At 57.9% G+C, this 20,835-nt stretch carries 19 protein-coding genes; 2 read left to right on the forward strand and 17 right to left on the reverse strand.

The genetic code is table 11. The features are described from left to right. The first annotated feature begins 10 nt into the window (after window positions 1–10). Window positions 11–1,006, forward strand: coding sequence for a dihydroxyacetone kinase subunit DhaK (dhaK, locus tag JRJ26_06930; protein MBW2057214.1), 996 nt, complete (start codon window positions 11–13; stop codon window positions 1,004–1,006). 12 nt (window positions 1,007–1,018) lie between these two features. Further along, window positions 1,019–1,663, forward strand: a complete 645-nt coding sequence (gene dhaL / locus JRJ26_06935; protein ID MBW2057215.1) for a dihydroxyacetone kinase subunit L — start codon at window positions 1,019–1,021, stop codon at window positions 1,661–1,663. Window positions 1,664–1,695: 32 nt separating this feature from the next. Here dhaL and JRJ26_06940 read toward each other — a convergent pair whose 3' ends face one another. From JRJ26_06940 to JRJ26_07020, 17 genes are all read right to left on the reverse strand, one after another. Further along, on the reverse strand, window positions 1,696–2,757 hold the full coding sequence (locus tag JRJ26_06940) for an alcohol dehydrogenase catalytic domain-containing protein (protein ID MBW2057216.1): 1,062 nt from the start codon (window positions 2,755–2,757) through the stop codon (window positions 1,696–1,698). Window positions 2,758–2,902: 145 nt separating this feature from the next. Continuing rightward, entirely contained in the window at window positions 2,903–4,012 is a 1,110-nt protein-coding gene (locus JRJ26_06945; GenBank protein ID MBW2057217.1) for an ABC transporter ATP-binding protein, read from the reverse strand. A gap of 11 nt (window positions 4,013–4,023) precedes the next feature. Beyond that, window positions 4,024–5,142 (reverse strand): ABC transporter ATP-binding protein, encoded by a 1,119-nt coding sequence (locus JRJ26_06950; protein ID MBW2057218.1) that lies wholly within the window; start codon window positions 5,140–5,142, stop codon window positions 4,024–4,026. Between the two features lie 21 nt (window positions 5,143–5,163). After that, window positions 5,164–6,012: a carbohydrate ABC transporter permease gene (locus JRJ26_06955; protein ID MBW2057219.1), complete on the reverse strand. Its 849-nt coding sequence runs from the start codon at window positions 6,010–6,012 to the stop codon at window positions 5,164–5,166. 40 nt (window positions 6,013–6,052) lie between these two features. After that, window positions 6,053–7,033 carry a sugar ABC transporter permease gene (locus tag JRJ26_06960; GenBank protein MBW2057220.1) on the reverse strand — a complete coding sequence of 327 codons (981 nt, stop codon included), beginning with the start codon at window positions 7,031–7,033 and terminating at the stop codon, window positions 6,053–6,055. Between the two features lie 67 nt (window positions 7,034–7,100). After that, window positions 7,101–8,516, reverse strand: a complete 1,416-nt coding sequence (locus JRJ26_06965) for an extracellular solute-binding protein (GenBank protein ID MBW2057221.1) — start codon at window positions 8,514–8,516, stop codon at window positions 7,101–7,103. Window positions 8,517–8,949: 433 nt separating this feature from the next. Further along, window positions 8,950–10,272 (reverse strand): hypothetical protein, encoded by a 1,323-nt coding sequence (locus JRJ26_06970; protein MBW2057222.1) that lies wholly within the window; start codon window positions 10,270–10,272, stop codon window positions 8,950–8,952. Window positions 10,273–10,423: 151 nt separating this feature from the next. After that, on the reverse strand, window positions 10,424–11,260 hold the full coding sequence (locus JRJ26_06975; GenBank protein MBW2057223.1) for an ABC transporter permease subunit: 837 nt from the start codon (window positions 11,258–11,260) through the stop codon (window positions 10,424–10,426). After that, complete coding sequence (locus JRJ26_06980) at window positions 11,261–12,202, reverse strand: ABC transporter ATP-binding protein (protein ID MBW2057224.1); 942 nt, start codon at window positions 12,200–12,202, stop codon at window positions 11,261–11,263. 110 nt (window positions 12,203–12,312) lie between these two features. Then, window positions 12,313–13,023 carry a carboxypeptidase regulatory-like domain-containing protein gene (locus JRJ26_06985; GenBank protein MBW2057225.1) on the reverse strand — a complete coding sequence of 237 codons (711 nt, stop codon included), beginning with the start codon at window positions 13,021–13,023 and terminating at the stop codon, window positions 12,313–12,315. A 329-nt stretch (window positions 13,024–13,352) separates the two neighbouring features. Further along, window positions 13,353–14,396: a hypothetical protein gene (locus tag JRJ26_06990; protein ID MBW2057226.1), complete on the reverse strand. Its 1,044-nt coding sequence runs from the start codon at window positions 14,394–14,396 to the stop codon at window positions 13,353–13,355. Window positions 14,397–14,442: 46 nt separating this feature from the next. Then, a complete protein-coding gene (locus JRJ26_06995) occupies window positions 14,443–14,982 on the reverse strand; it encodes a C_GCAxxG_C_C family protein (protein MBW2057227.1) in 540 nt (179 codons plus the stop codon). Between the two features lie 18 nt (window positions 14,983–15,000). Beyond that, window positions 15,001–16,383: a dihydrolipoyl dehydrogenase gene (gene lpdA / locus JRJ26_07000; protein MBW2057228.1), complete on the reverse strand. Its 1,383-nt coding sequence runs from the start codon at window positions 16,381–16,383 to the stop codon at window positions 15,001–15,003. A gap of 41 nt (window positions 16,384–16,424) precedes the next feature. Further along, window positions 16,425–17,636, reverse strand: a complete 1,212-nt coding sequence (locus tag JRJ26_07005; protein MBW2057229.1) for a 2-oxo acid dehydrogenase subunit E2 — start codon at window positions 17,634–17,636, stop codon at window positions 16,425–16,427. 96 nt (window positions 17,637–17,732) lie between these two features. Then, window positions 17,733–18,704, reverse strand: coding sequence for an alpha-ketoacid dehydrogenase subunit beta (locus JRJ26_07010; GenBank protein ID MBW2057230.1), 972 nt, complete (start codon window positions 18,702–18,704; stop codon window positions 17,733–17,735). Window positions 18,705–18,752: 48 nt separating this feature from the next. Beyond that, a complete protein-coding gene (locus JRJ26_07015; protein ID MBW2057231.1) occupies window positions 18,753–19,751 on the reverse strand; it encodes a thiamine pyrophosphate-dependent dehydrogenase E1 component subunit alpha in 999 nt (332 codons plus the stop codon). 60 nt (window positions 19,752–19,811) lie between these two features. Beyond that, on the reverse strand, window positions 19,812–20,696 hold the full coding sequence (locus JRJ26_07020) for a MurR/RpiR family transcriptional regulator (protein MBW2057232.1): 885 nt from the start codon (window positions 20,694–20,696) through the stop codon (window positions 19,812–19,814). Window positions 20,697–20,835 lie beyond the last annotated feature (139 nt).

Genomic DNA, 20,835 nt, shown 5'->3' on the forward strand with positions numbered 1-20,835 from the left:
GGTTTTTCCGATGAAGAAATTTATCAATGACCCATTCCATGTGGTCGACGAGATGCTCGAGGGGTTTCTCGCCGTTCATGGGAGGTATCTGCGCAGGCTGGAATCAGCCAGGACCGTGGTCCGCGCCGATGCACCGGTCCAGGGCAAGGTGGGAGTCGTCACCGGTGGAGGATCCGGGCATAAACCGGCCTTCATCGGATTCGTAGGCAAGGGTATGCTGGACGCCGTGGCCGTGGGAGAGATCTTCACCTCGCCCCCTCCCAACGCGGTCTTCGAGGCGGCCAGGGCCGTGAACGGAGGCAGAGGAGTCCTCTTCCTGCTCGGAAACTACGCAGGGGACGTGATGAACTTTCAGCTTGCCGCCGACATGGCCAGGGCAGAAGGGATTGCCGTGGAGCAGGTCATCGCCACGGACGATGTCGGCTCCGGACCGAAGGAGAAGGCCTCCAACAGGCGAGGAGTCGTAGGAGAGTTCTTGGCGTGGAAGATAGCCGGGGCAAAGGCAGAGGCAGGAGGGAGTCTGGAAGAGTGCAGGCAGGTCGCCGAAAAGGTGAACAGCTATACGAGAACCCTGGGGGTTGCCCTGTCGCCATGCACGGTTCCGGCCAAGGGGACACCCACGTTCACCCTGGCAGAGGACGAGATGGAATACGGTGTGGGTCACCACGGAGAGCCCGGGACGGCCAAGATAAAGCTGATGACCGCAGACGAGGTCACGGAGAAAATGACAGGAGAGATCCTGGAGGACCTTCCTTTTGGTTCAGGAGACGAGGTTGCCGTCTTGATCAACGGCCTGGGAGCCACACCCTTGATCGAACTCTACGTCTGCTTCCGGAAGGTGAAACAGATCCTCGACGGAAAAGGCATCAAGATCGAGCGCTCCTATGTGGGAGAGTATTTTACGGCACTGGAGATGGCAGGATTCTCGATCACTCTGATGAAACTCGATCCCGAGTTGAAGTCTCTTCTCGAAGCGCCTGCCGATACTCCATATTACAGGCTCTGAAGAGGGGATCCCATGGCACATGGAGTTACGAACAGAGAAGTAATGGCGATCATGGAGAGTCTCTGCGACACCATGGAGAAGGAGAAGGACTACCTCTCGGAACTGGACGGGGCCATCGGGGACGGGGACCATGGTGTCAATATGGCCAAGTGCTTCCGCGAGGTGAGAAAAAAGCTGCCCGAGAGCCGGGACAAGAACGTGGGTGCCATCCTCAGATCCGTGGGCATGGTCGTTCTCAACTCCGTGGGCGGGGCAATGGGAGCTCTCTACGGCACGTTTTTTCTAAGGCTGGCCCAGGAGGCTGGAGAAAAGCCGGAAATCGATCTCGGCGACCTCGTGAGAATGTTCCAGGCAGCCGAAAAGGGGATCCTCGACATCGGCAAGGCCCATGTGGGGGACAAGACCCTGATCGACACCCTGAGCCCCGCCGTTCGTGCCTTGGAAAAAGCCGCTCAGCAGGGAAAGTCCCTCTCCGATGCCATGTCCGACTTCGAAAAAGCGGCAAAGAGAGGCATGGAATCGACACGAGACCTCGTGGCCAGGATCGGGAGGGCTAGCCGCCTGGGAGAGAGAACCAAGGGGCACCTCGATGCCGGAGCCGCCTCCTGCTACTTCATCCTCCGCGCCTTCTCCGAAGGGATGAAGCAAGCGGGATGAAGACTCAGGCTCCTGGGGGGCCGCCGGCCCCCTCACTCGGGTTTCATGAGGACCTTGATGGCACCCCCCTTGTGGCCCTTTGACACATCGATTGCCTTCTTGAACTCAGAAAGCGGAAACGGTTCAGAGGCGATGCCCCGTGATGTGATCAGCCCTTTGGATAGAAAATCGATGGCCGGCCCGTAGGTGTGGAACCCGAGGTGTCCTCCCCTTATCTCCATCTCCTTGATATCTGAAATGATCGACCAGTCGAGGGAGACCTCTTCCCCGAAAACCGAGAACTCCATCAGCCGCCCTCCCCGGCGGAGCATATCGACTGCCGAGTGCACACTCTGATTCGTTCCCGCAGCCTCCAGGACAACGTCGCACCCTATGCCGTCTTCCGTCACCGACCTGACCCTGGCAACAGGATCCTCCTTTTTCGGATTGACGGTCATATCGGCCCCGAGGTCCCTGGCCACCTCGAGCCTGTGATCATCGACATCGACGGCGATCACCTGTCTTGGATTCTTGAGCTTTGCACCCTGGAGCATGAATAGCCCGATGGGACCGCACCCCATGATCACCACCGTCTCGCCGAACTGGATACCCGCCCTGTTGACCCCGTGGAGCGCACAGGAGAGGGGTTCGATCACTGCCGCATCGCTCCAGGAAACATTGTCCGGCACCTTGTGCACAATCGATCCCTTTGGATAGATCATGTGCCCGGCCCATCCCCCGTTGTATTTCACGATACCGAAAACCGCATGGGGGTCGCAGAGGTTGTACTGTCCCCGCTTGCACCAGTAGCACTTTCCGCAGGGCACGATGTTCTCGGCTATCGCCCTTTCACCCACCTTGAGCCCGTATTTTTCTCCCGCTCCAGGCCCGAGTTTCAAGACCCGGCCCATGAATTCGTGGCCGGCAACGATCGGAGCATTGTCGTAGGCGACCTTTGCGAAGTAAGCATTGCCGTAGTAGATCTTTGGATCGGCCGCACAGATCCCGCAGCTCTCGATCTCTACCAGGACCTCCTCCTCACCGGGCTCGGGGATCTCGAAATCCTCGTACCTGAAATCCTCCTTTCCGTATATCACGACCGCCTTGGTTAACATGGGATCTCCTCCTTTTCCAGGGGTTCACTGTGATGGTCACATGCAGAGACAGATCTTCTCATCCAGAGGCCAAAAGGTAAAATGGCATGCCTCAAGGGCCCTTGCCTCGGCCGCCCACCTCCTGTGATGGTCGCGGAAGGATAGTTCAGGCCGAAGCCAAAGCCTTTCCGCTCTCCTTATCGAAGACGTGGACATGGTCTGTGGAGAAACTGGCCACGAAATCCTCCCTTTTTCCCAGGTCCACGGCCCCCAGAAGGGTCAACAGGAGACGGTGTTCACCAGACCGGAGATAGACAACGGTCATGTCTCCCACCAGCTCTACGGCATATACGCTGCCGCGAATCGAGACAAACCCCGGACCGTCCTTCCGCCCCGGTTCCAGGTCCCCCGGGCGTATCCCGATGGTCACCATCCTCTTGTTGCTGCCCCGGAATCTCACGGCCTCCTCAGGGGAGAGGGGTAACCTGAACAGGGGGCTCTCCAGGTAGAGCTCGTCCCCCTGTTGGGAGACGGTGCAGTCTATGAAGTTCATTGGAGGTTCGCCGATGAATCCGGCCACAAAGAGATTGGCCGGCTTGTCGTAGAGTTCGTCGGGCCTTCCCACTTGCTGCAAAACCCCCAGGTTCATTACCGCTATCCTGTCCCCCAGGGCCATGGCCTCGAGTTGGTCATGGGTGACATATACAATCGTATTGCCCACCTCCAGATGGAGCCGTTTGATCTCTGTCCGGATCTCGTTCTTCAGGGTCGTGTCGAGATGAGAAATCGGCTCGTCCATCAATATCAGCTCGACACCCTCTTTTACCAGGGCTCTTGCCAGCGAGATCCTCTGTTGCTGCCCTCCGCTCAGTTCCGCCGGGGTCTTCTCCAGAACCTCGTCGATTCTCAAAACCTCGGCAACCCTTTTGACCCTCTTCTTGATCTCCCTGGCAGGAATGCCTTTTGCCTGCAAGGGAAAGGCGATATTCTCAAAGACCGTGAGCGGAGGGTAGAGCGCGTAATCCTCAAAGGCCATGGCTATGTTGCGGCGCTGCGGAGGGAGATCGTTGACTCTCGTTTCCCCGATGTATATGCTCCCCCTTGAGATTTTTTCAAGACCAGCAATCATCCTCAGGGTGGAAGTCTTCCCGCAGCCAGAGGGCCCCAGAAAGGCCAGGCACTCCCCCTCCTTGCAGGAAAGGCTCAGGTCCTTGACCGCTTCTATATCTTTCCCCCTGTAGTACTTGTAGACATTCTCCAACCTGAGCTTCTCCATGGCCTTCCCTCTCAACTCTCCATGATATTCTTGCCGTCTCGGGCATCGAAGACGTGGATTCTCTTCTCATCGATAAAGAGCCTCACCTCTTCACCGGTCGTTCTCTTGTCGATTCTCGCACCGGTCTGCACCTTGAGGATCTCGCTTCCAACCTTTACTGATAGAGACCCCTTTGTTCCGAGAGGCTCGTAGACGTATACCTCGCCGGTCACCGTCGGCTCGCGGGGATCCCCGGCCTCCAGAAGCTCTATCTCACTCGGATAGATCCCGATCCTCACGGAGGACAAGCCCTCCTCCTCTATTTTCGCCTGCTGCTGCCGCCCTATCTTCACCCTGAACCCATCGGCGTCGAGACTCATCCTGCCGTCCTCGACCACGGGCACGGCCCTCTTGATAAGGTTCATCGGCGGGATACCGATCAGTTCGCCCACCTTCTCGTTTGCCGGCCTGCTGAATATCTCCTGCCTGGTTCCGATTTGCAGCACCGACCCCTCGCTGAGGATAACCACCCGATCCGCCATGCCGAAGGCCTCCATGTAGTCGGTGGTGGCATGGAGGGTCGTCAACCCCCGCTCTTTGAGAAAATTCCTCAGATCCGGCCGCAGTCCGTGCCTCAGCCTGGCATCCAGATGGGCGATCGGTTCATCCATGAGAAGGACTCGAGGCTTTCTCACCAGTGCTCTAGCCAGGGAGACTCGCTGCCGCTGGCCTCCGCTCAGCTCCTTGGGGCGTCTATCCAAGAAACCGGAGATCTCCAGCATGTCGGTGATCTCCTTGACGCGTCTCTCGATCTCCTCCTGAGCCACCCTGACAGCCCGCGCCGGCGCCCTGAACGAAAGGGTTATGTTGTCCAAAACGCTCAGGTGGGGATAGAGGGCATAGGTCTCGAATACCATGGCCACGTCCCTCTCTTCGGGGGGCAAGAGGGTGACGTCTTCTCCTCCGATAAACACCCGGCCGGAAGTGACCGGCTCTATCCCGGCCACGACCTTGAGAGTCGTGGTCTTGCCGGCACCGGGACGGCCGAGCAGGACCACCAGTTCTCCATCTTCGAGCCGTAAATCCAACCGCTCTACGGCACTAACCTTGTCGTATTTCTTCTCCACTCCCTGCAGTTCCAGATCAGCCATCTTCACCTCGTTCCTTGTCCGCTATCCTCTCACCGCGCCAAAACTCAGACCCGCCACCACGTAACGCTGGATGAAGAGCGAGAGAAGCACGCTCGGAACCATGGCCAGGGTGGCGGCTGCAGCCATCTGTCCCCAGAGCACCCTCTCGTAGGAGATGAACCCGAGCAGCGAGGGGGTCACCGGCCTGCTGACCTCACCGGCCAGGACGTAACCGTACAGAAACTCGTTCCAGGAATAAATGAAGGCCACGACACTGGTTGCGGCGATTGCGGGCTTGACAAGAGGCAGGGTGACCCTGGTAAAGACCCCCCACCACGAGAACCCGTCCACCCGTGCCGCCTGTTCCACCTCAACGGGTATGGCGGCGAAATAGCTCCTCATCATCCAGACGACAAAGGGAAGGAGGATGAGCTGGTGGATGAGGATCAACCCTATGTATGTATCGTAGAGTTTCAGGGTCTGGTAGATGGAGTAGAGGCCGAACACGACCAGCAATGCCGGGGCGAACTTGAAACTCAAGAGGGTAAAAGCAAAATCCTCTTTGCGGAAGAACTTGTACCTCGCCAGGGAGTAAGCAGCAGGCATACCCAATGCGAGGGCCAGGGCCGTTGCTCCCGTGGCGATGATGAGACTGTTCTTGAAGTACCGGAGGACCTCCATCTGAACCGTCTCGTAATGGGTACCAGTCCACTTTCTTCCGAGAAGCACGTTTTCCCAGTTCGCCAGGGTCGGCTTGAAAATGAACTTGGGCGGGTAGTGGGTCACGTCGGTGGGAGTCTTAAAGGACATGAGGACCATCCAGTATATCGGGAAACAGGTCCATAGCAGTACCAGCACGATAGCAACGATCCGCAAACCCTTCTTTACCATCTTCTCACTCCTCGAAAAACCTCGCAAGCCGGTGATATATCTAGATCAGCCTCGTTCCCAGAGCTCTTCTCCAGGCCCGCACGATGATGAAAGAACAGACAAAGACGATGCCCCAAAGGATGACAAGCTGGACAAAGGCCTCACCCATCATCGTCCATCGCATCGCATAGTAGTAAGCGTTGAGGTGGAGGGTCATGGTGGCCTTTGCCGGTCCTCCCTTGGTTCCGGCGTAGATCATGTCAAACATGATCAGAGACTCGATCAACCTGAAGAGCACCACCACGTAGATGACCGGCTTCAGCAGGGGGATGGTCAGCTTCCTGAAAATAAACCAGGTGGAAGCCCCGTCGACTCGTGCCGCCTCAAAGGGCCGGGCAGGGAGCGACTGCAAGCCCGCCAGAAGAATGATGGCGGCAAAGGGGGTGAAATTGTGGACATCGATGAGAACCACCGAGAGCATGGCCGTGCTCGCCTCTCCGAACCATCCCAGCCGGGGCATACCGACAAAAGACCCGAGGTAGTTCACCACCCCGATGACCGGGGCCAGCATGAGCCGCATCATGATGGCCTCGATGACGGGAGGTATCATGAAGGGCAACAGGATGATCGCCCGGTAGATCGTCCGGCCACGGATGGGCTTGAGCAGGAGCAGAGCCATGGCAAAACCCAGCACGAGTTCCACGCCGGTGGCCCAACCCGCATAGGTGAGCGTGGCCCTCACGGAGTTCCAGAAATCCGCTGAGGTCAGCATTTCGATGTAATTCTCAAACCCTATGAAAAAGGCCGTTCGGTAGGTGAGGTTGTAATCGGTAAAGCTGAAATAAACGGAACGAAAAAAGGGATACAGAATACCGACGGTAATGACAAAGCACGGCAGATACAAAAAATAAGGGATCGTCCGGGGGGTTATGATCCTCCTCTTTGTCCGCTTGAACCAGCCCGCCACCCCCCCTGTCCGGTGGGCTGCGGTAACTTCGGAAATCGCTCCACTCGCTCTCTTGCTACCGGCTTCTTCTCTCATGGCAACACCCGCAGTCGGCTGTGTTTGGGCTATCTCCGCCCCCATGGCGGAGATAGCCCGTCCCTAGCTAATCCTTGATTCCAAGCGACATGCGCCACTTCCTCATCACCCTGTTGATCCGCTTTGCCGAGTCATCCAGTGCTTTGCTGACGCTCTTCTGCCGGGCATAGGACTCGTGGAGGGCGTCACACCAGATATCGCCGACAGTGGTCACATCGGGGTTGGGGGTCCACCGGATGTCGCCGTACTTGTCGTAGAGCAGATCGACATTCTTCTTATACTCCCCTGGATACGCTCCCCAGGGATGGATCTTCTCAACAACCGCCGGGTCATTCCAGATGGATCTCCGTGTGGGGTTGAAATTGTTGTACTTCACCGTACTGTCGATCATCGTCTTTCTGGAGGTCGCCCATTCCAGGAACAACCAGGCCGCCTCTTTGTGCCTGGACAGGCTGCTCATGGCCAACGACCAGGTCCACATGTTGGAGACTATCCTTCCATCCGGGCCGGCCGGTGGAAGTGCATAGCCGACCTTGCCGGCAATCTTCGACTTCTCCGGATCCTCGTAGCTCGCGGCAAAGAAATCACAGTCGTTGTACATGTAAAACCTGCCCGCCGCAAAGCTCTGCTTCGCATCATACCACGTATATGTGGGCCATCCCGGAGGGCCGGCATCCTGCAGCGCCTTCACCCAGATCTCTGTAAACTCTTTGGCCGGTTTGGTGTTGATGGCGGCGTGGAGATCTTTCGTGAGATCCTTCTGCCCCCAGGAATTGAATCCGGTGAAGTACCCGGAATGAACCGTCGACCAGCTCCTGATACCCCTTTCCACGATACCGAAGAAGTCCGGACCGCCGGCCTCGTTGGCCTTCACCACCACATCGTACCACTCGGGGTAGTCCTTAGGAACGGTCAGGCCCCACTTCTTTCTCAAGTCCTCACGGTAAGCCTGAACGTAATACTCGACCATGACAGGAATGGCGTTCCACTGTCCCTTTCCCATTCCACCGCCGATGGTGCCATCCCAGTTGTTGGCATTCATGACCGTGGCGATGAAGTCATCCCGGTTGTACCATTCCTTGTCGGTGAGTTCGGAGTTGTTGAAGTAGGGCCAGAGGTCCTCTATCCAGCCGGCGTACTGATACCGCCATTCAAACATGGGCGAGGTCATGTAGACATCGAATACCCCGGCCCCACTGGAAAGGTCGATGAGGAGCTTCTCGAAGTACTCCTGTTCAGGCAGGATAATGTAGGCCACTCGGATCCCGGTCAACGCCTCGAACTCAGGAAGCAATGGACGGAGTGACTCGGTAAAGGGGTGCTTGTTCAACCCGATGGTCAGTGTCTCCCCTTTGTGAGAGGTCCAGTCGACGTTTGCCACCTCAGGGCCCTGCATGAATTTCTCCACTGCAAAGCCCATTGGGCCCCAGAGAAACAATCCAGCAATCACCAGACAACCTATGAGCAGTGTTTTTCTCATCATCCTCCTCCTTTGACTGATCTGGTTTTCCTTACGGCCTCTCAGAAAGATGCACAACACAACTCACTCGGCTCGTTCTCCTGGCCGGCATCACCCCCTTTCTCAGGCGACGTGGTTTCCCTGGATCGTGTTGCGTTCATTTGTTCGCTTTGGCTTACGCAGAACATCCCGAACTCTGATTAGCACAGCTCCTTCGTTCTGTCAAGAATTTTTTTGCAAAGGCCCGGCTACACAACTATCATAGATTAAAGCCGAAGACCCCGGATCGAAAAGAGCTGAAATTTTGTTCAGATCTCTTCTCCGGAGGACCACTCAGGGCCGTCCGGAGAGCGAACTCCTGCTGTGTGAGCCGAGTTCAGGGAGTCGAACGGGCGGGAGGCCTGGAACGGGTCGGAAAGCCCGTTCGGACAGAAGAGCCGGCATTTCTCAGTGGCGGCTACCTGGACTTCCACCTGCGCCAGAGGAGCATGGAAATCCCCACGACGAGGGGTAGGAACACCGCAATAAGGTAGAGATCGCGCTGACCCGCCGCCTCCAGAGTTCTAACCGTCCGAACGCTTCCCGGGATCGGTTTTCCTTCCGGATCGACGAGCCGTATCCGGACTACTCCCCGTGGAGGGTCAAAATCGACCCTGTATCCAACCAGACTCGGGGCCCGGTCCGGGAGCTTCTCCTTGTTGAACTCGACGATCCTGTAACCCAACTCGGGGCCTGGAATCTGCTCGACACGGTACGGCTTCTCCTGAATGCGGTCGACGATCCGCCCTTCTCTGATAAGCTCGAGGGTTCCCCTCTCGATCTGGCTGATGTTGACCCAGCGCCAGAGGTCCGGGTACCCCTCGTTCTGGGGGTCGAGGAGCTTCGAGTAGCAGAGATGGTTGTACTCCGTCTGGATGTAAGGCCGGAAGTAGAGGGTCTCCCGCCCCGCGAGGTAGATTATCTCCGAAGGGTCGCTCGACGTCTCGGGCATGGTCCAACGCTTTGCAGAGATCACCTCGTACCCCACCCTCCCCGTGCGGCGGTGAGTAAAACTGATCAGACACTTCTCCCCCCCCTCAACCAGGGTCCCGTCCTCTGCACGCAACCTGATGCCGTACCTCCCCACCGGGAGGCGGACGATATACCCCAGGCCGGGCTGTTGAACAAAGAATCGAGGCGCCTCGGGAAAGACCGGTTCCTCGGGAGGAGAGAACCCCGCACCGGGCTTGGCACTCGACCGGGACCTGCTCCGCTTGCGGGCCATGGCATAGAACTCCTCCATCTGCTTCCGATAGGCCCTCTTTCTGTCGTAGTATATCTTGAGCTCGGCGGTGTACTTCCTCACCGCCTCCTGGTAGAGAGCATACCTCCTTTCAGCCTCCTGCCCGACTAGGATCTCCGATGTCCCCGCGTACCACCCTTTCTCATAGTAGAACGTATAGGTTTGGGGGTTGAGCCTCTGCACCACCTTCCCCTTCCGGATAATCTCGAGGATCCCCTCCACGGGCTCGCTCAGGGTCTTGAAGCCCGCCCTATACCGGCGCGTCAGCGGCCAGTAGTAGACAAGTGTCATGGTGGGAAGCAAGAGGTTGTCGGTGCCGGCGATGATGTAAATGCAGGGCTCTGTCCGGGGGCAGAAAGAGCGGGCATACCCCTTCCCGTCGAACAGCCCCAACCTGTAGACCATCTGCTCCTCCATGAGCGGTGCCTCGGTCCGGCCTGAACCCATGACGAGAAGCAAGAAAACCAGGCAGATGAGGAATCTTTTCACCCAGTGCACGGTTCCTCCCGGGCAACAACTCCTCCCTCGCCGGGCTCGAGACTTTCACCCTCCGGCCAGAGGGATCGAGCCCGCCTTTTCCAAAAGCGAGGTAGGTGCGACAAAAGCCGCTCCCCCGATCAGGCGGTAGTCCTATCCAACCTGCAGGCCGCTACATCCCCCCACTCTTCCTGACTCCCTTCCTCTTGAGCACCAAGGTGGAAAGCAAGAGGGCAGCCGCCGAGTAGACGAGCGAGGCACCCCCGCTAAGGGCGTACTTTGTGAAACTGCCGATGGAGACGGCTTCCATCCCCTCGTTCAGGTAGTAGAAGGGTGATACCCACTTTACTGCGCTGTTGATGATACCCAAGGTGTTTCTGAGATAGACCACCGGCAGTGACAGGCCCGCCTCCTCCACCTGGGTGAGCGTCCCATGAATCACCTGAACGGCGACGAGCGCTCCCACAATCCCCAGGAACAGGACTACAGAGGTCCGCACGCTTCGGCTCAGGGTTGAAACGAAGATGCCGAAGGTGATTACACAGGAAGAAAGAAAGAGGGAGAGAAGAATGACCCCCCAGAACTTTGCCGAGATTCCGAGGTTGCATACCATGGAGACGGCCGCGAAATAGACCGCGAAAAAAAGGACTATGAAACCATAGCTAAGCAGCCCCTTGATATACTTGGCAAGGATGTAAACCACGTAGTCCACGGGCCCGTAGAATAGAACCTCCAGGGTCTGCATGTCCTTCTCACGGGAAATCGAGGTCACCGCGGCAAGAGCGAGATAGATCGCACAGACAGCCGTGGCGATGAACAGGGGGTAGGCCAGGGGACTTGCAGTGATGAGCATGCCGTCCCGCGTGACCGCCCTCAGGTAGTTGATGAGAACGAAAGAGGCGATAACCTGGGAGATCAGCACAGCCAGGTAAATACCGTAACCGTAAAGGCTCGAACGGATCTCCCGCTTGGCCAGCACCCAAACCGTACCCAATCTCGAAGCGTTCATTCACCCGTTTCCCGCTGCAAGAAGGGGGATATTCTCCTTTGTGATGGTAATGAATGCATCCTCGAGGCTCATCCCCCGCATCTGGATTCCCACCGGAACCAGTCCCCGAGAGATCAAGACCTGGACAAGATCCAGCCGATAGTCCCGGTCCGTGGCTATCTTCACCTTGAGGAAGCCGCCCTCCCCCGAGGCGAAACGGACGAAATCAAGGTCCTTGACGGCATCGACCCCTTCCGCCGCCCCTTTGCCGGCCAGTTCCAGCTCGAGCTCGATCTCTTGCGTGAGCCTTCTCACGAGACGGCCCATCCTGTCTTCTGCCAGAAGCCTCCCGTTGTTCATGATCCCGACCCGGTGGCAGAGCTTCTCTATCTCTGAGAGGAGATGGGAGGAGATGAAGACCGTTTTCCCCCTCCTGTTCTCCTCCTCGATGAGATCTCTCACCTGGCGGATCCCCATGGGGTCGAGCCCCGAAACCGGCTCGTCGAGGATGAGCAGTTCCGGCTCGTGGAGAAGGGCCCGAAGGAATCCCACCTTCTGCTGCATCCCCCTGGAAAACGTTCCCAGCCGCCGGTCGAGTACATGAGCGAGATCTACCCGCTCTGCCAGTTGCATTATCCTCTGCTTCCGCCCCTCCACCCGGTAGAGTTCCCCGAAAAAATCGAGATACTCCCCCATGGTCATCTCCGGGTAGAAAAACTGGCTCTCCGAGACCACCCCTATCCTGCGGCGTATGTCCAGCCTCGAGGCATCTCCCTCCTCGAAAAGGGTGAGTTTCCCCGTGGTGGGCCGGATAATGCCGAGCACCATCAGGATGGTACTCGTCTTCCCCGCGCCGTTCGGACCCAGAAAACCGTATATCTCGCCGGCCTTCACGTTGAGGTTCAGATCCCGGACCGCCCAGAAGTCACCGTATCTTTTGCCCAGATTGGACGTTCTAATCACGCCTGCCCCACCCCGTCGAGGAACTCGCTACCTGAGCTTCCCGACTCTTTGAAAAACACCCTTGTCCCCGAGCGACATTGCCGAAGAGGTGGGACCCCCACCCGCTCCTGTCACCACTCGAGAAGGACATCGGCCCTGGTATCTCGAAAATCACCCTGGGGGGTGTGAAGAACCACATCGAGCACCCCATACGTCCCTTCGACTGCAGGATCCAGGTTGAGCTTCTCCTTCGGGATTATACCCCGGTTTCTCGCCAGCACGGCCTTCTGGTCCCAGTAGAGGTCCACCGGCCCCGAGTAGATCAACCTTCCCCGGGCGTAACTCCTCTCATCACCGAGCCGGACGCAGAGCCTGGCATCCATGGTCACCGGAAGCCGGGGATAATGCCTTATTCCGGTACCATCCTTGCTGACGAATCGGATCTCGAGTTCGATCCCGCGATTTTTCACCGAATCCGCGAAAACAAGGATGTGGTCGAGTCCCGGAATCCTCTCACCCCGCATCGGTACTTCCACACGGGTGGTTCCCCGTCCGACGACGACCCCAATCTGCGCCAGTGCGTATCCCGGAGCAGTCACCTTCAATTCATAGGACCCCGGCTTCAGCCGAGTTATCCGGAAGTTCTTGTCCCTGTAACGGATGGTGGACCGCCCGTCCACCACGATCCTCGCCTTGTAAACAGGCCCGCCCCCCAGAGCGTCCGTTACGGTTCCGGCAATGCACCCCTCCCGCCCGGAACCGTGGCGAAACACCCCTAAGGCTGCCAGGCCTGCTACGGCGACGATAACGGCCAGGTAGAAATGGAACCTCTTCAGAGTCACGTCGCCCCTCCCGGGCGGTCCCATTGAGTCAAAGAGAGACCTCCATCCAATAGATACAATACCACCTTCCCCCATGGCAATAGAGAAACCCTCAAAGGCCCTCCACTCCGGGGAAACCTCTTGTTCCAGAGGGACACCGTGCAAGCCGTGGAGGTACCCATCGAAGCCGAGTGGGCGCGGTCCTGGGCGCAGTCGAAGGGAACGGACACGGCTGTTCTCCTGGGGGAGAGCAACGGTCGTTGAGTCGGCAACCTGACGGAGTTCTCGATCGGAGAGTCTGTAAACTCCGGAAAAAGACGAGTCTTGCCGGCCGTGCTCACACGGGCCGGTCAGAACAACGGAAGGATCTTGGTGAGGCCCTTCAAGCAGTCGGCCGGGTCCTGCCCTTGGAAAACGATCCGGTGGAGGCATTCCAACAGCGGCAGTCGATTCATCAGGCCTGGATCGAGCCGTCTTATCCACTCCACCCCCTGTTCGAGTGCAGGATAACCCTCGGCGATTTCACCCTCCTTGAGCATTGCAGCGTAGGCTTCCCTGGGTTCGATACCCCTGCCGATCATCTCCCCGCACCGTCGGTTTCTTCCGGACCGGGCGGTAACATAGAGGTCGCCCACACCGGCAAGACCAAATGCCGTGTCATTCTTTCCACCGGCTCTGGCGACGATGACCGACATCTCCTTCACACCCTGGGTAAAGAGGAGGGAACTCAAATTGTGATACCCTCCCTTTCTGTCACCCCCATAGATGCCGTCGCACATGCCCACTGCCATCGCATAGACATTCTTGAAGGAGGCGGACAGTTCGACCCCGACAACGTCGGTCGTGCAAAAGACTCGATAACAATCCGTTGAAACCAGACCGGCCATCCTCCTCAATTCAGGGTCGCTTATCCCGTACACACTCGCCGAAGGTATCCTGTCCGACAGTTCCACGGCTTTTACAGGACCGCCGATAGAGATCCACAAGAACCTCTTGCCCGGAAACTCCTTTTCAAAGAGTTCCTCGGCGATTTCGCTCTGCCTTTTCACTCTTCCATTATCAGGGATAAGGCCCTTTGTGAGGGCGAAGAAGACGGTCTCTCCGCTGATCAGCTCGACCGCCCTGCTGAACACCGGAAGGAACCCCCCACTCGATACGGCGATCCAGACCGCATCCACGTCCCTTAGTGCGGCCTCCAGGTTTTCTGAACCGTAGAGATTTACATCCTCAGGAAGTCTCTTCTTCAGTCTTGGGTGGTGCCCCTTACGGCAGGAATCGATTATGTCGTCGTCAAACCAGGTACCCCAGAGGTTTACGGCTATTCCGTTCTCTGCGAGTGGAAACGTAATCGAACTTCCCATATATCCGGCGCCCAGAACCGCGGCTCTTCTCAAACCCTTTCTCCCAGACATGACGACCCGTTCGCAACCGAGGAGAGATTTACTTCCCGCCGACCAACCCCTCATCCAGAATAATCTCGACGGCCCAGCGGCCTCCCTTCCCCACCACGTCCGGGCAGTGGATCCGCTCGCCTCCGGCCTTCATGAAGATCTCTTTGTCCTGAGGATCGAGCAGATCAAAGGAACGGCCCATCAGTCTCCTCTGAATCTCCCCGCACATCCCGCTGCCAAATTCGGCTTCAAACCTTTCGAGAAGCCTCCGAGCCAGTCGATACGCTCTTTCCCTGATACGGCCCGGATCATCGAACTGGTCCCTCGATCTTCCACAAAGAGAGGATATGATCATCACGCCTCCGGCAAGGGAACCGCAGGTTCCTTTCGAACTCGATCCGAGCCCGCCTGCCAGTCCATTGGCCGCCCTGAACAGGTCATCGTCCCTGATCTCCAAGGCGTCTTGAATCGCCGCAACAGTGCATTGGGCGCAACCGTGATAGCTCTTCTCATACAGAAGTCCGAGTTCATACGCACGGGTGAGAACTTCTTCTTTCACCTTCACAGTCTCCAGGACCATCCCCGGCACACCCGCCCTCCTAACCGTTCAGCCGTGAATCGCCTGGCCGATCGAGGCCAGAACCGCCTCCTTGACCGTCTCCGAGAGGGTCGGGTGGGGATGGATCAGGCCTTTCACTTCTTCCACTGTCATCCCCGTTCCCACCATGGCAACACCCTCTGCCAGAAGGTCCGTCGCATGGGGGCCCATTATGTGGATGCCGAGGATCTTGCCGGTCTTTCGAGCCACGAGGCATTTCACAAATCCGGTTGTATTCCCCATGGCGTGGGCCATGGCATTGGCCTTGAAAATCGCCTTGCCTTTCAGAACCTCGACGCCCCGGTCTGCCGCCTCCTGCTCCGTCATCCCCACACTCGCGATTTCCGGCTCTGTGTAAATGAAATCCGGGACCGCCGAGTAGCCCATGGCGGCGTCCTTCTCCATGATGTTCTCGGCCGCCACGATACCCTGCTGGCTCGCCACGTGGGCGAGCAGGACCTTCCCCGTCACGTCTCCGACGGCGAAGACTCCCTTCACACTCGTCTCCATGCGCTGGTCCGTGACAATCCCTTTGGGCGAGAAGGCAACTCCCACTTCTTCGAGGCCTATGCCTTCGGTGTTGAGTCTCCGCCCCATGGCAAGAAGACAGTAGTCGGCCTCGATGGGGTCGTCCTTTTCCGTTATCAACCGGACCGAGCCGTCCGGATAACGCCTTTCCACCGCCTTGATGGCGGTCCTGGTCTTGACCTTGACCCCGAGAACCCTCAGGGAGCCCTCGAGTCTCCGTGAGATTTCGGAGTCCTCTGTGGGAACAAGCCGGTCGAGCATCTCGACCAGAGTGACCTCCGAGCCCAATTGACCGAAGAGAGAGGCGAATTCACATCCGGACACAGACCCGCCGATAATGGCGATGCTCCCCGGCACGTGGTCGAGGTTGAGGGCCTCCGTGGTAGTTATGACCCGGTCCCGGTCAAGCCTGATAAATCCCGGCACGAGGGGCTCTGATCCGGTGGCAATAACCACCGAATCGGCCGTTTCCCTTGCCAGCTTGCCGTCCTCCCCCTCGATCTCCACGGTCCCCGGGTCGAGCAGGCGGCCTCTCCCCTTGATCGTCTTGATCCGGTTCTTCTTGAAAAGGTTTCCTATGCCCGAGACGTTGTTTCGTACAACGGCGTTCTTGTTCTCCACCATTTTGTCGAAACGGACTTCCCCAGGCGTGCAGTAGATCCCCAAGCTCCTGAGGCTGTCGAGCGCCTTGTAGACACGGGCCGAGTGAAGCAGGGTTTTTGTGGGAACACATCCCCTGTTCAGACAGGTCCCACCAAGCTCTCCCTTTTCGACCACGCTAACCTGTGCGCCGAGCTGGGCAGCCCTGACGGCACAGACATATCCGCCCGGCCCGCCACCGATGATGATAAGCCTCTTGGTCATCTTCGCTTCTCCACGGCCCATACCCCCGCCTGACTTAGCTCTTACAAGAGAAGACTCTTTGGGTTCTGCAGATGGTATTTGATCTTGTTCAAAAACCTGGCAGCGATGACACCGTCCAGCAGGCGGTGATCAACCGACAGGGTCATCTCCACCATGTCCCGGACGCGCAGGGCCCCGTCGGCGCCGACAACGATCCTTTTCTCCACGGAACCCACGGCGAGAATGGCGCTTTCAGGGGGATTTATGATGGCGACGAAGTTCTTCACGCCGAACATCCCCATGTTTGTGATGGTGAAACCGCCCCGAGCCAGGCTCGCCTGCTTCCCGGACTTGGACAGATCCACCATCTCCCTCGTCTTCCTGGCGACCTCCTCCAGGGAGAGCCGATCGACCCCGGAAAGCACCGGCACCACCAGCCCCTCGTCCAGGGCAACGGCGATCCCGATATTGATATCTTTGAGATAGATGATGTTCCCATCCTGGAGCGTACAGTTGACCTGGTAGAACTCATCCAGGGCGAGAGCAGCCGCCTTCGTGATCATGTCATTGAGCGAGATCTTCTCCTTTCCCTCAGACCGTTGGTTCAGGTGATCGCGCAGACCGAGGGCGTCCGTCATGTCGACGGAGACGGTCACGTAGAAATGGGGGATTATCTGCTTGCTCTCCTGCATGCGGCGGGCGATGACCCGCCGCATCTTGGACATGGGTACGACCCTGCCGGGTCGTGCCTCGCGAGTCGGTGGGCCGGGTTCCCCGGTCCCGGAGACGGCTCCGGACCGCTCTGCATAATCCAGGACGTCCTTCTCCGTAATCCTGCCCGAAGGCCCTGTTCCCTCCACATTCGAAAGGTCGATCCCTTTCTCCGCGGCTATCCTCTTCGCCCTTCCGGAAGCCCTGACTCGGCCCGTCCCCGCCGGGGCCTCCTTTCCCACCCGCCTTCGAATCTCGGCTATGTCGAGTCTCTCCTCGTCCTGTCTTTCTCCCCCGATAAACTCTCCGAGATCGATCTCCTCGCCCTGCTCCCCGATGATCCCGATCACCGAAAAGATAGGAACCCTCTCTCCCTCCCCTGCAACGATCTTGAGCAGTACCCCATCGGCAGGAGCGGGTACCTCGAAGACGGCCTTCTCGGTTTCCACTTCACAGACCACCTCGTCTTTTCTGACCGCGTCCCCCTCTTTCTTGAGCCAGCTCACGACGGTCCCCTCGGTGATATCCTGCCCCCCCTGGGGCATGATGATTCTTGTTGCCATGATCTATCGTAATCCTCCCTCGTCCTTCCTCCCTGAGTCTCCTCTGTCGGAAATCCCGTTACTCGACGGCGAGCAGACTCACAGGGCACCGCCCTCTCATACCATTCTGATAATCGCCTCCGCAATCTCCTCGACCGTGGGAACGCAGACCTTTTCCAAATCGATATTGTACGGAATAGGCGTGTTCTTTCCTGCCACCCGCTGAACCGGTCCGTCCAGATCGTCGTAAGCCTCCTCCATTATCATGGCCGCAATATCACCTCCCACACCTCCCCTCTTGCAGGCCTCATGAACGACGAGGGCCCTGCCGGTTTTCCTGACCGACTCGAGAATCGTCTCCTTGTCCAGGGGGGTGAGGGTTCGCAGATCGACAACCTCGACACCGATTCCCTCCTTCTCCAGTACCTCCGCCGCCTCAAGGCATTTCAGGGTCATGTAGGAGTATGTCACCACCGTTATGTCGTTACCGGATCTCTTCACATCGGCTTTTCCAAGGGGGAGTAAATATTCCTCTTCCGGGACTTCCCCCTTTGTCATGTAGAGCAACTTGTGTTCGATGAAGACCACCGGGCTGTCCTCGCGGATCGATGATTTCAGAAGTCCCTTCGCATCGTAAGGTACGGAGGGCATCACGACTTTCAGGCCGGGAATATGATAGAAAAAGGCCTCGAGGCTCTGAGAATGCTGGGCGGCCAGACCGTTTCCGGCCCCGCCCTGGGTTCTCAGCACCATGGGGACATGGCCCTTTCCTCCGGACATGAAGTTGTACTTGGCCGCCTGGTTTACGATCTGATCCATGGCAAGCATGGAAAAGTCGATGAACAGGATCTCCACCACGGGCCGGGCGCCCACAATGGCCGCCCCCACGGCAGCACCCGTAAAGGAGGCCTCGGAAATGGGCATGTCGATCACCCGGTGGGCACCGAATTCCTCGTACAACCGGTCCGTTACTTTGTAGGATCCCCCCCTTTGACCGATCCCTTCCCCAATAACGAAAACCAGAGGGTCCCTTTGCATTTCTTCGCGGAGGGCCATGTTAAGCGCCTCCCTGTACATCATCTCAGCCATATTACGACTCCTGAAAGAGGGGTTAACAAGTACCTTACTTCCCGAGGTTCAGTAGTCCTCGATGCTCGCCAGAAATTCCTCCACAGACGGAGCAGGGCTCTTCTTGGCAAATTCGACGGCCTCTGCTAGTTCCGATTCAACCTCCTCCTCGATCTCTCTGATCTTTGCATCGTCGTTGAGTCTCTTCCTGAGCAGATCTACTGGGTCCCTTGATTTCCACCGTGCCATGGCGGCCTGGTCCATGTAGAGGCCGGGATCGTTGACGTGATGTCCGCCGTGGCGATAGGTCTTTGCCTCTATCAGGGTGGGGCCCTTCCCCCGGCGGGCCCTAGAGACCGCCTTCTTGGTTTCCAGATAGACCGCGACGGCATCGTTTCCGTCTACAGTCACCCCGGGCATCCCGTAACCGTCGGCCCTCCGTGCCAGATCGGTCACCCTGCTGGAATACTCCACAGGGGTGGAGACGGCGTAGTGGTTGTTCTCCAGGACGAAAACCACGGGAAGATCGAAGATCGCCGCGAGATTCAGCGACTCCCCGAAAACGCCGTTGTTCGCCGCTCCATCGCTGAAAAAACCGAGAACGACCTCTCCCCCCTTCTTGATCTTTATTCCCAGGGCCGCGCCTGTGGCAATGGGAATACCCCCGCCGACGATGCCGTTTGCCCCCAGATTGTGGTCATCCAGGTTCGCGATATGCATCGAACCTCCACGACCGTTGCAGTATCCGGTCTCTCTCCCCATGATTTCGGCCATCATCAGCTTCAGATCCCCCCCCTTGCAGATGCAGTGCCCGTGGCCGCGGTGGGTACTGACGATGTAATCGTCGCGGCCGATGGCGGCGATGGACCCGACCGCAACGCCTTCTTCCCCGAGATACGGGTGGAAATAACCCCTTATGAAACCCTCACGATAGAGCTCGACACACCTCTGCTCGAAACGGCGGATCGTATAGGCCTTCCGGAACATTTCCAACAGAAGCGCCTCATCGAGGTCATCAGCGACAAGCTCCACGTCTCCACGCTTTCCTGGATTCAGCTCTTTTTCCATGTCTACCCTTCTTCCCCACTTTGCCTTGCTCCAGCGGAACCGTCCGAAAAGACGCCGTCCTCATCGTATGGGGTTGTAGTAGGTCTCCAGGGCATGAGCACTTTTCTTGAGGCTTTTCTTGGAGACCTCTCCTTTCCTGAAGATGATCCCTAGATACAGGAGGTCGATGATGTAAAGCTGGCTCACCCGGGCCTCCATGAAGTCACCGTAAAGAGGGATATCTCTCTGTCTTGGCGGCGTAAAAAGAGGGATCCTCGAAACCCGGGCCAGGGGCGACTCCCTGTTGCTGGTAATGCCGATCGTCACGGCCCCGTTGTCCGAGGCTATCTTCATGGCATTGACAACGTCCATGCTCAGCCCGGTATGGGAGATCCCGATGGCCACACAGTTCCCTTCCAGCATGGATGCTGTCACGGTCTGCATGTAGCCGTCGCGGAACGCGGTGCAGTTGATGCCGGCCTTGAGAAAGAGATGGTTTGCCTCGCTCGCCACGGCAAAAGCCCCTCCCACTCCATAGAACTCGACCCTCCTGGCCCGGACGATCTCTTCCACCGCGGCATCCACCTTGTCCATTTCGAGGCTTCTCTGGGTCTCGACGATGGCACTGGAAAGGGTATCCGAGAGCTTCTTGCCCACCACGGCGGGCGAATCGGTTTCCAAGATATCCACGGGGATGTTCTGAAACCCTTCTACCGCAGCGAGATCCGCAGCCAGAGAGAGTTTCAGATCCTGGAATCCGCGGTATCCCAAGGTTCGGCAGAAGCGGCTGACCGTGGCCTCGCTTACATCGAGGAGTCTCGCAAAATCCGTGATCGAGAGATCGAGCCTCTGAGGGGGACTCCTTTTCAAGTGGTCCGCAATCTTCTTTTCCGATCGCCGCAGGGTGAGATAGCTCCTTTCGACCCGGTCGGAGAAACTGCCTGGGAGGTGCGAAATTTCTTTCATGATATCTCTTAGACCACAAGACAACCGAAAAGTCAAGGGCTCTACGCTCCAAAATGGGGCCGTAATCCTTGGACGGAGAGAGTTCTCACCCCTCTCCTCGAGAGAACTCCCCCTTTCACAGCCTACGGCCTCGGTCTTC

This window comes from Deltaproteobacteria bacterium (genome assembly GCA_019308905.1).
In the GTDB taxonomy this organism is placed as follows: domain Bacteria; phylum Desulfobacterota; class BSN033; order WVXP01; family WVXP01; genus JAFDHF01.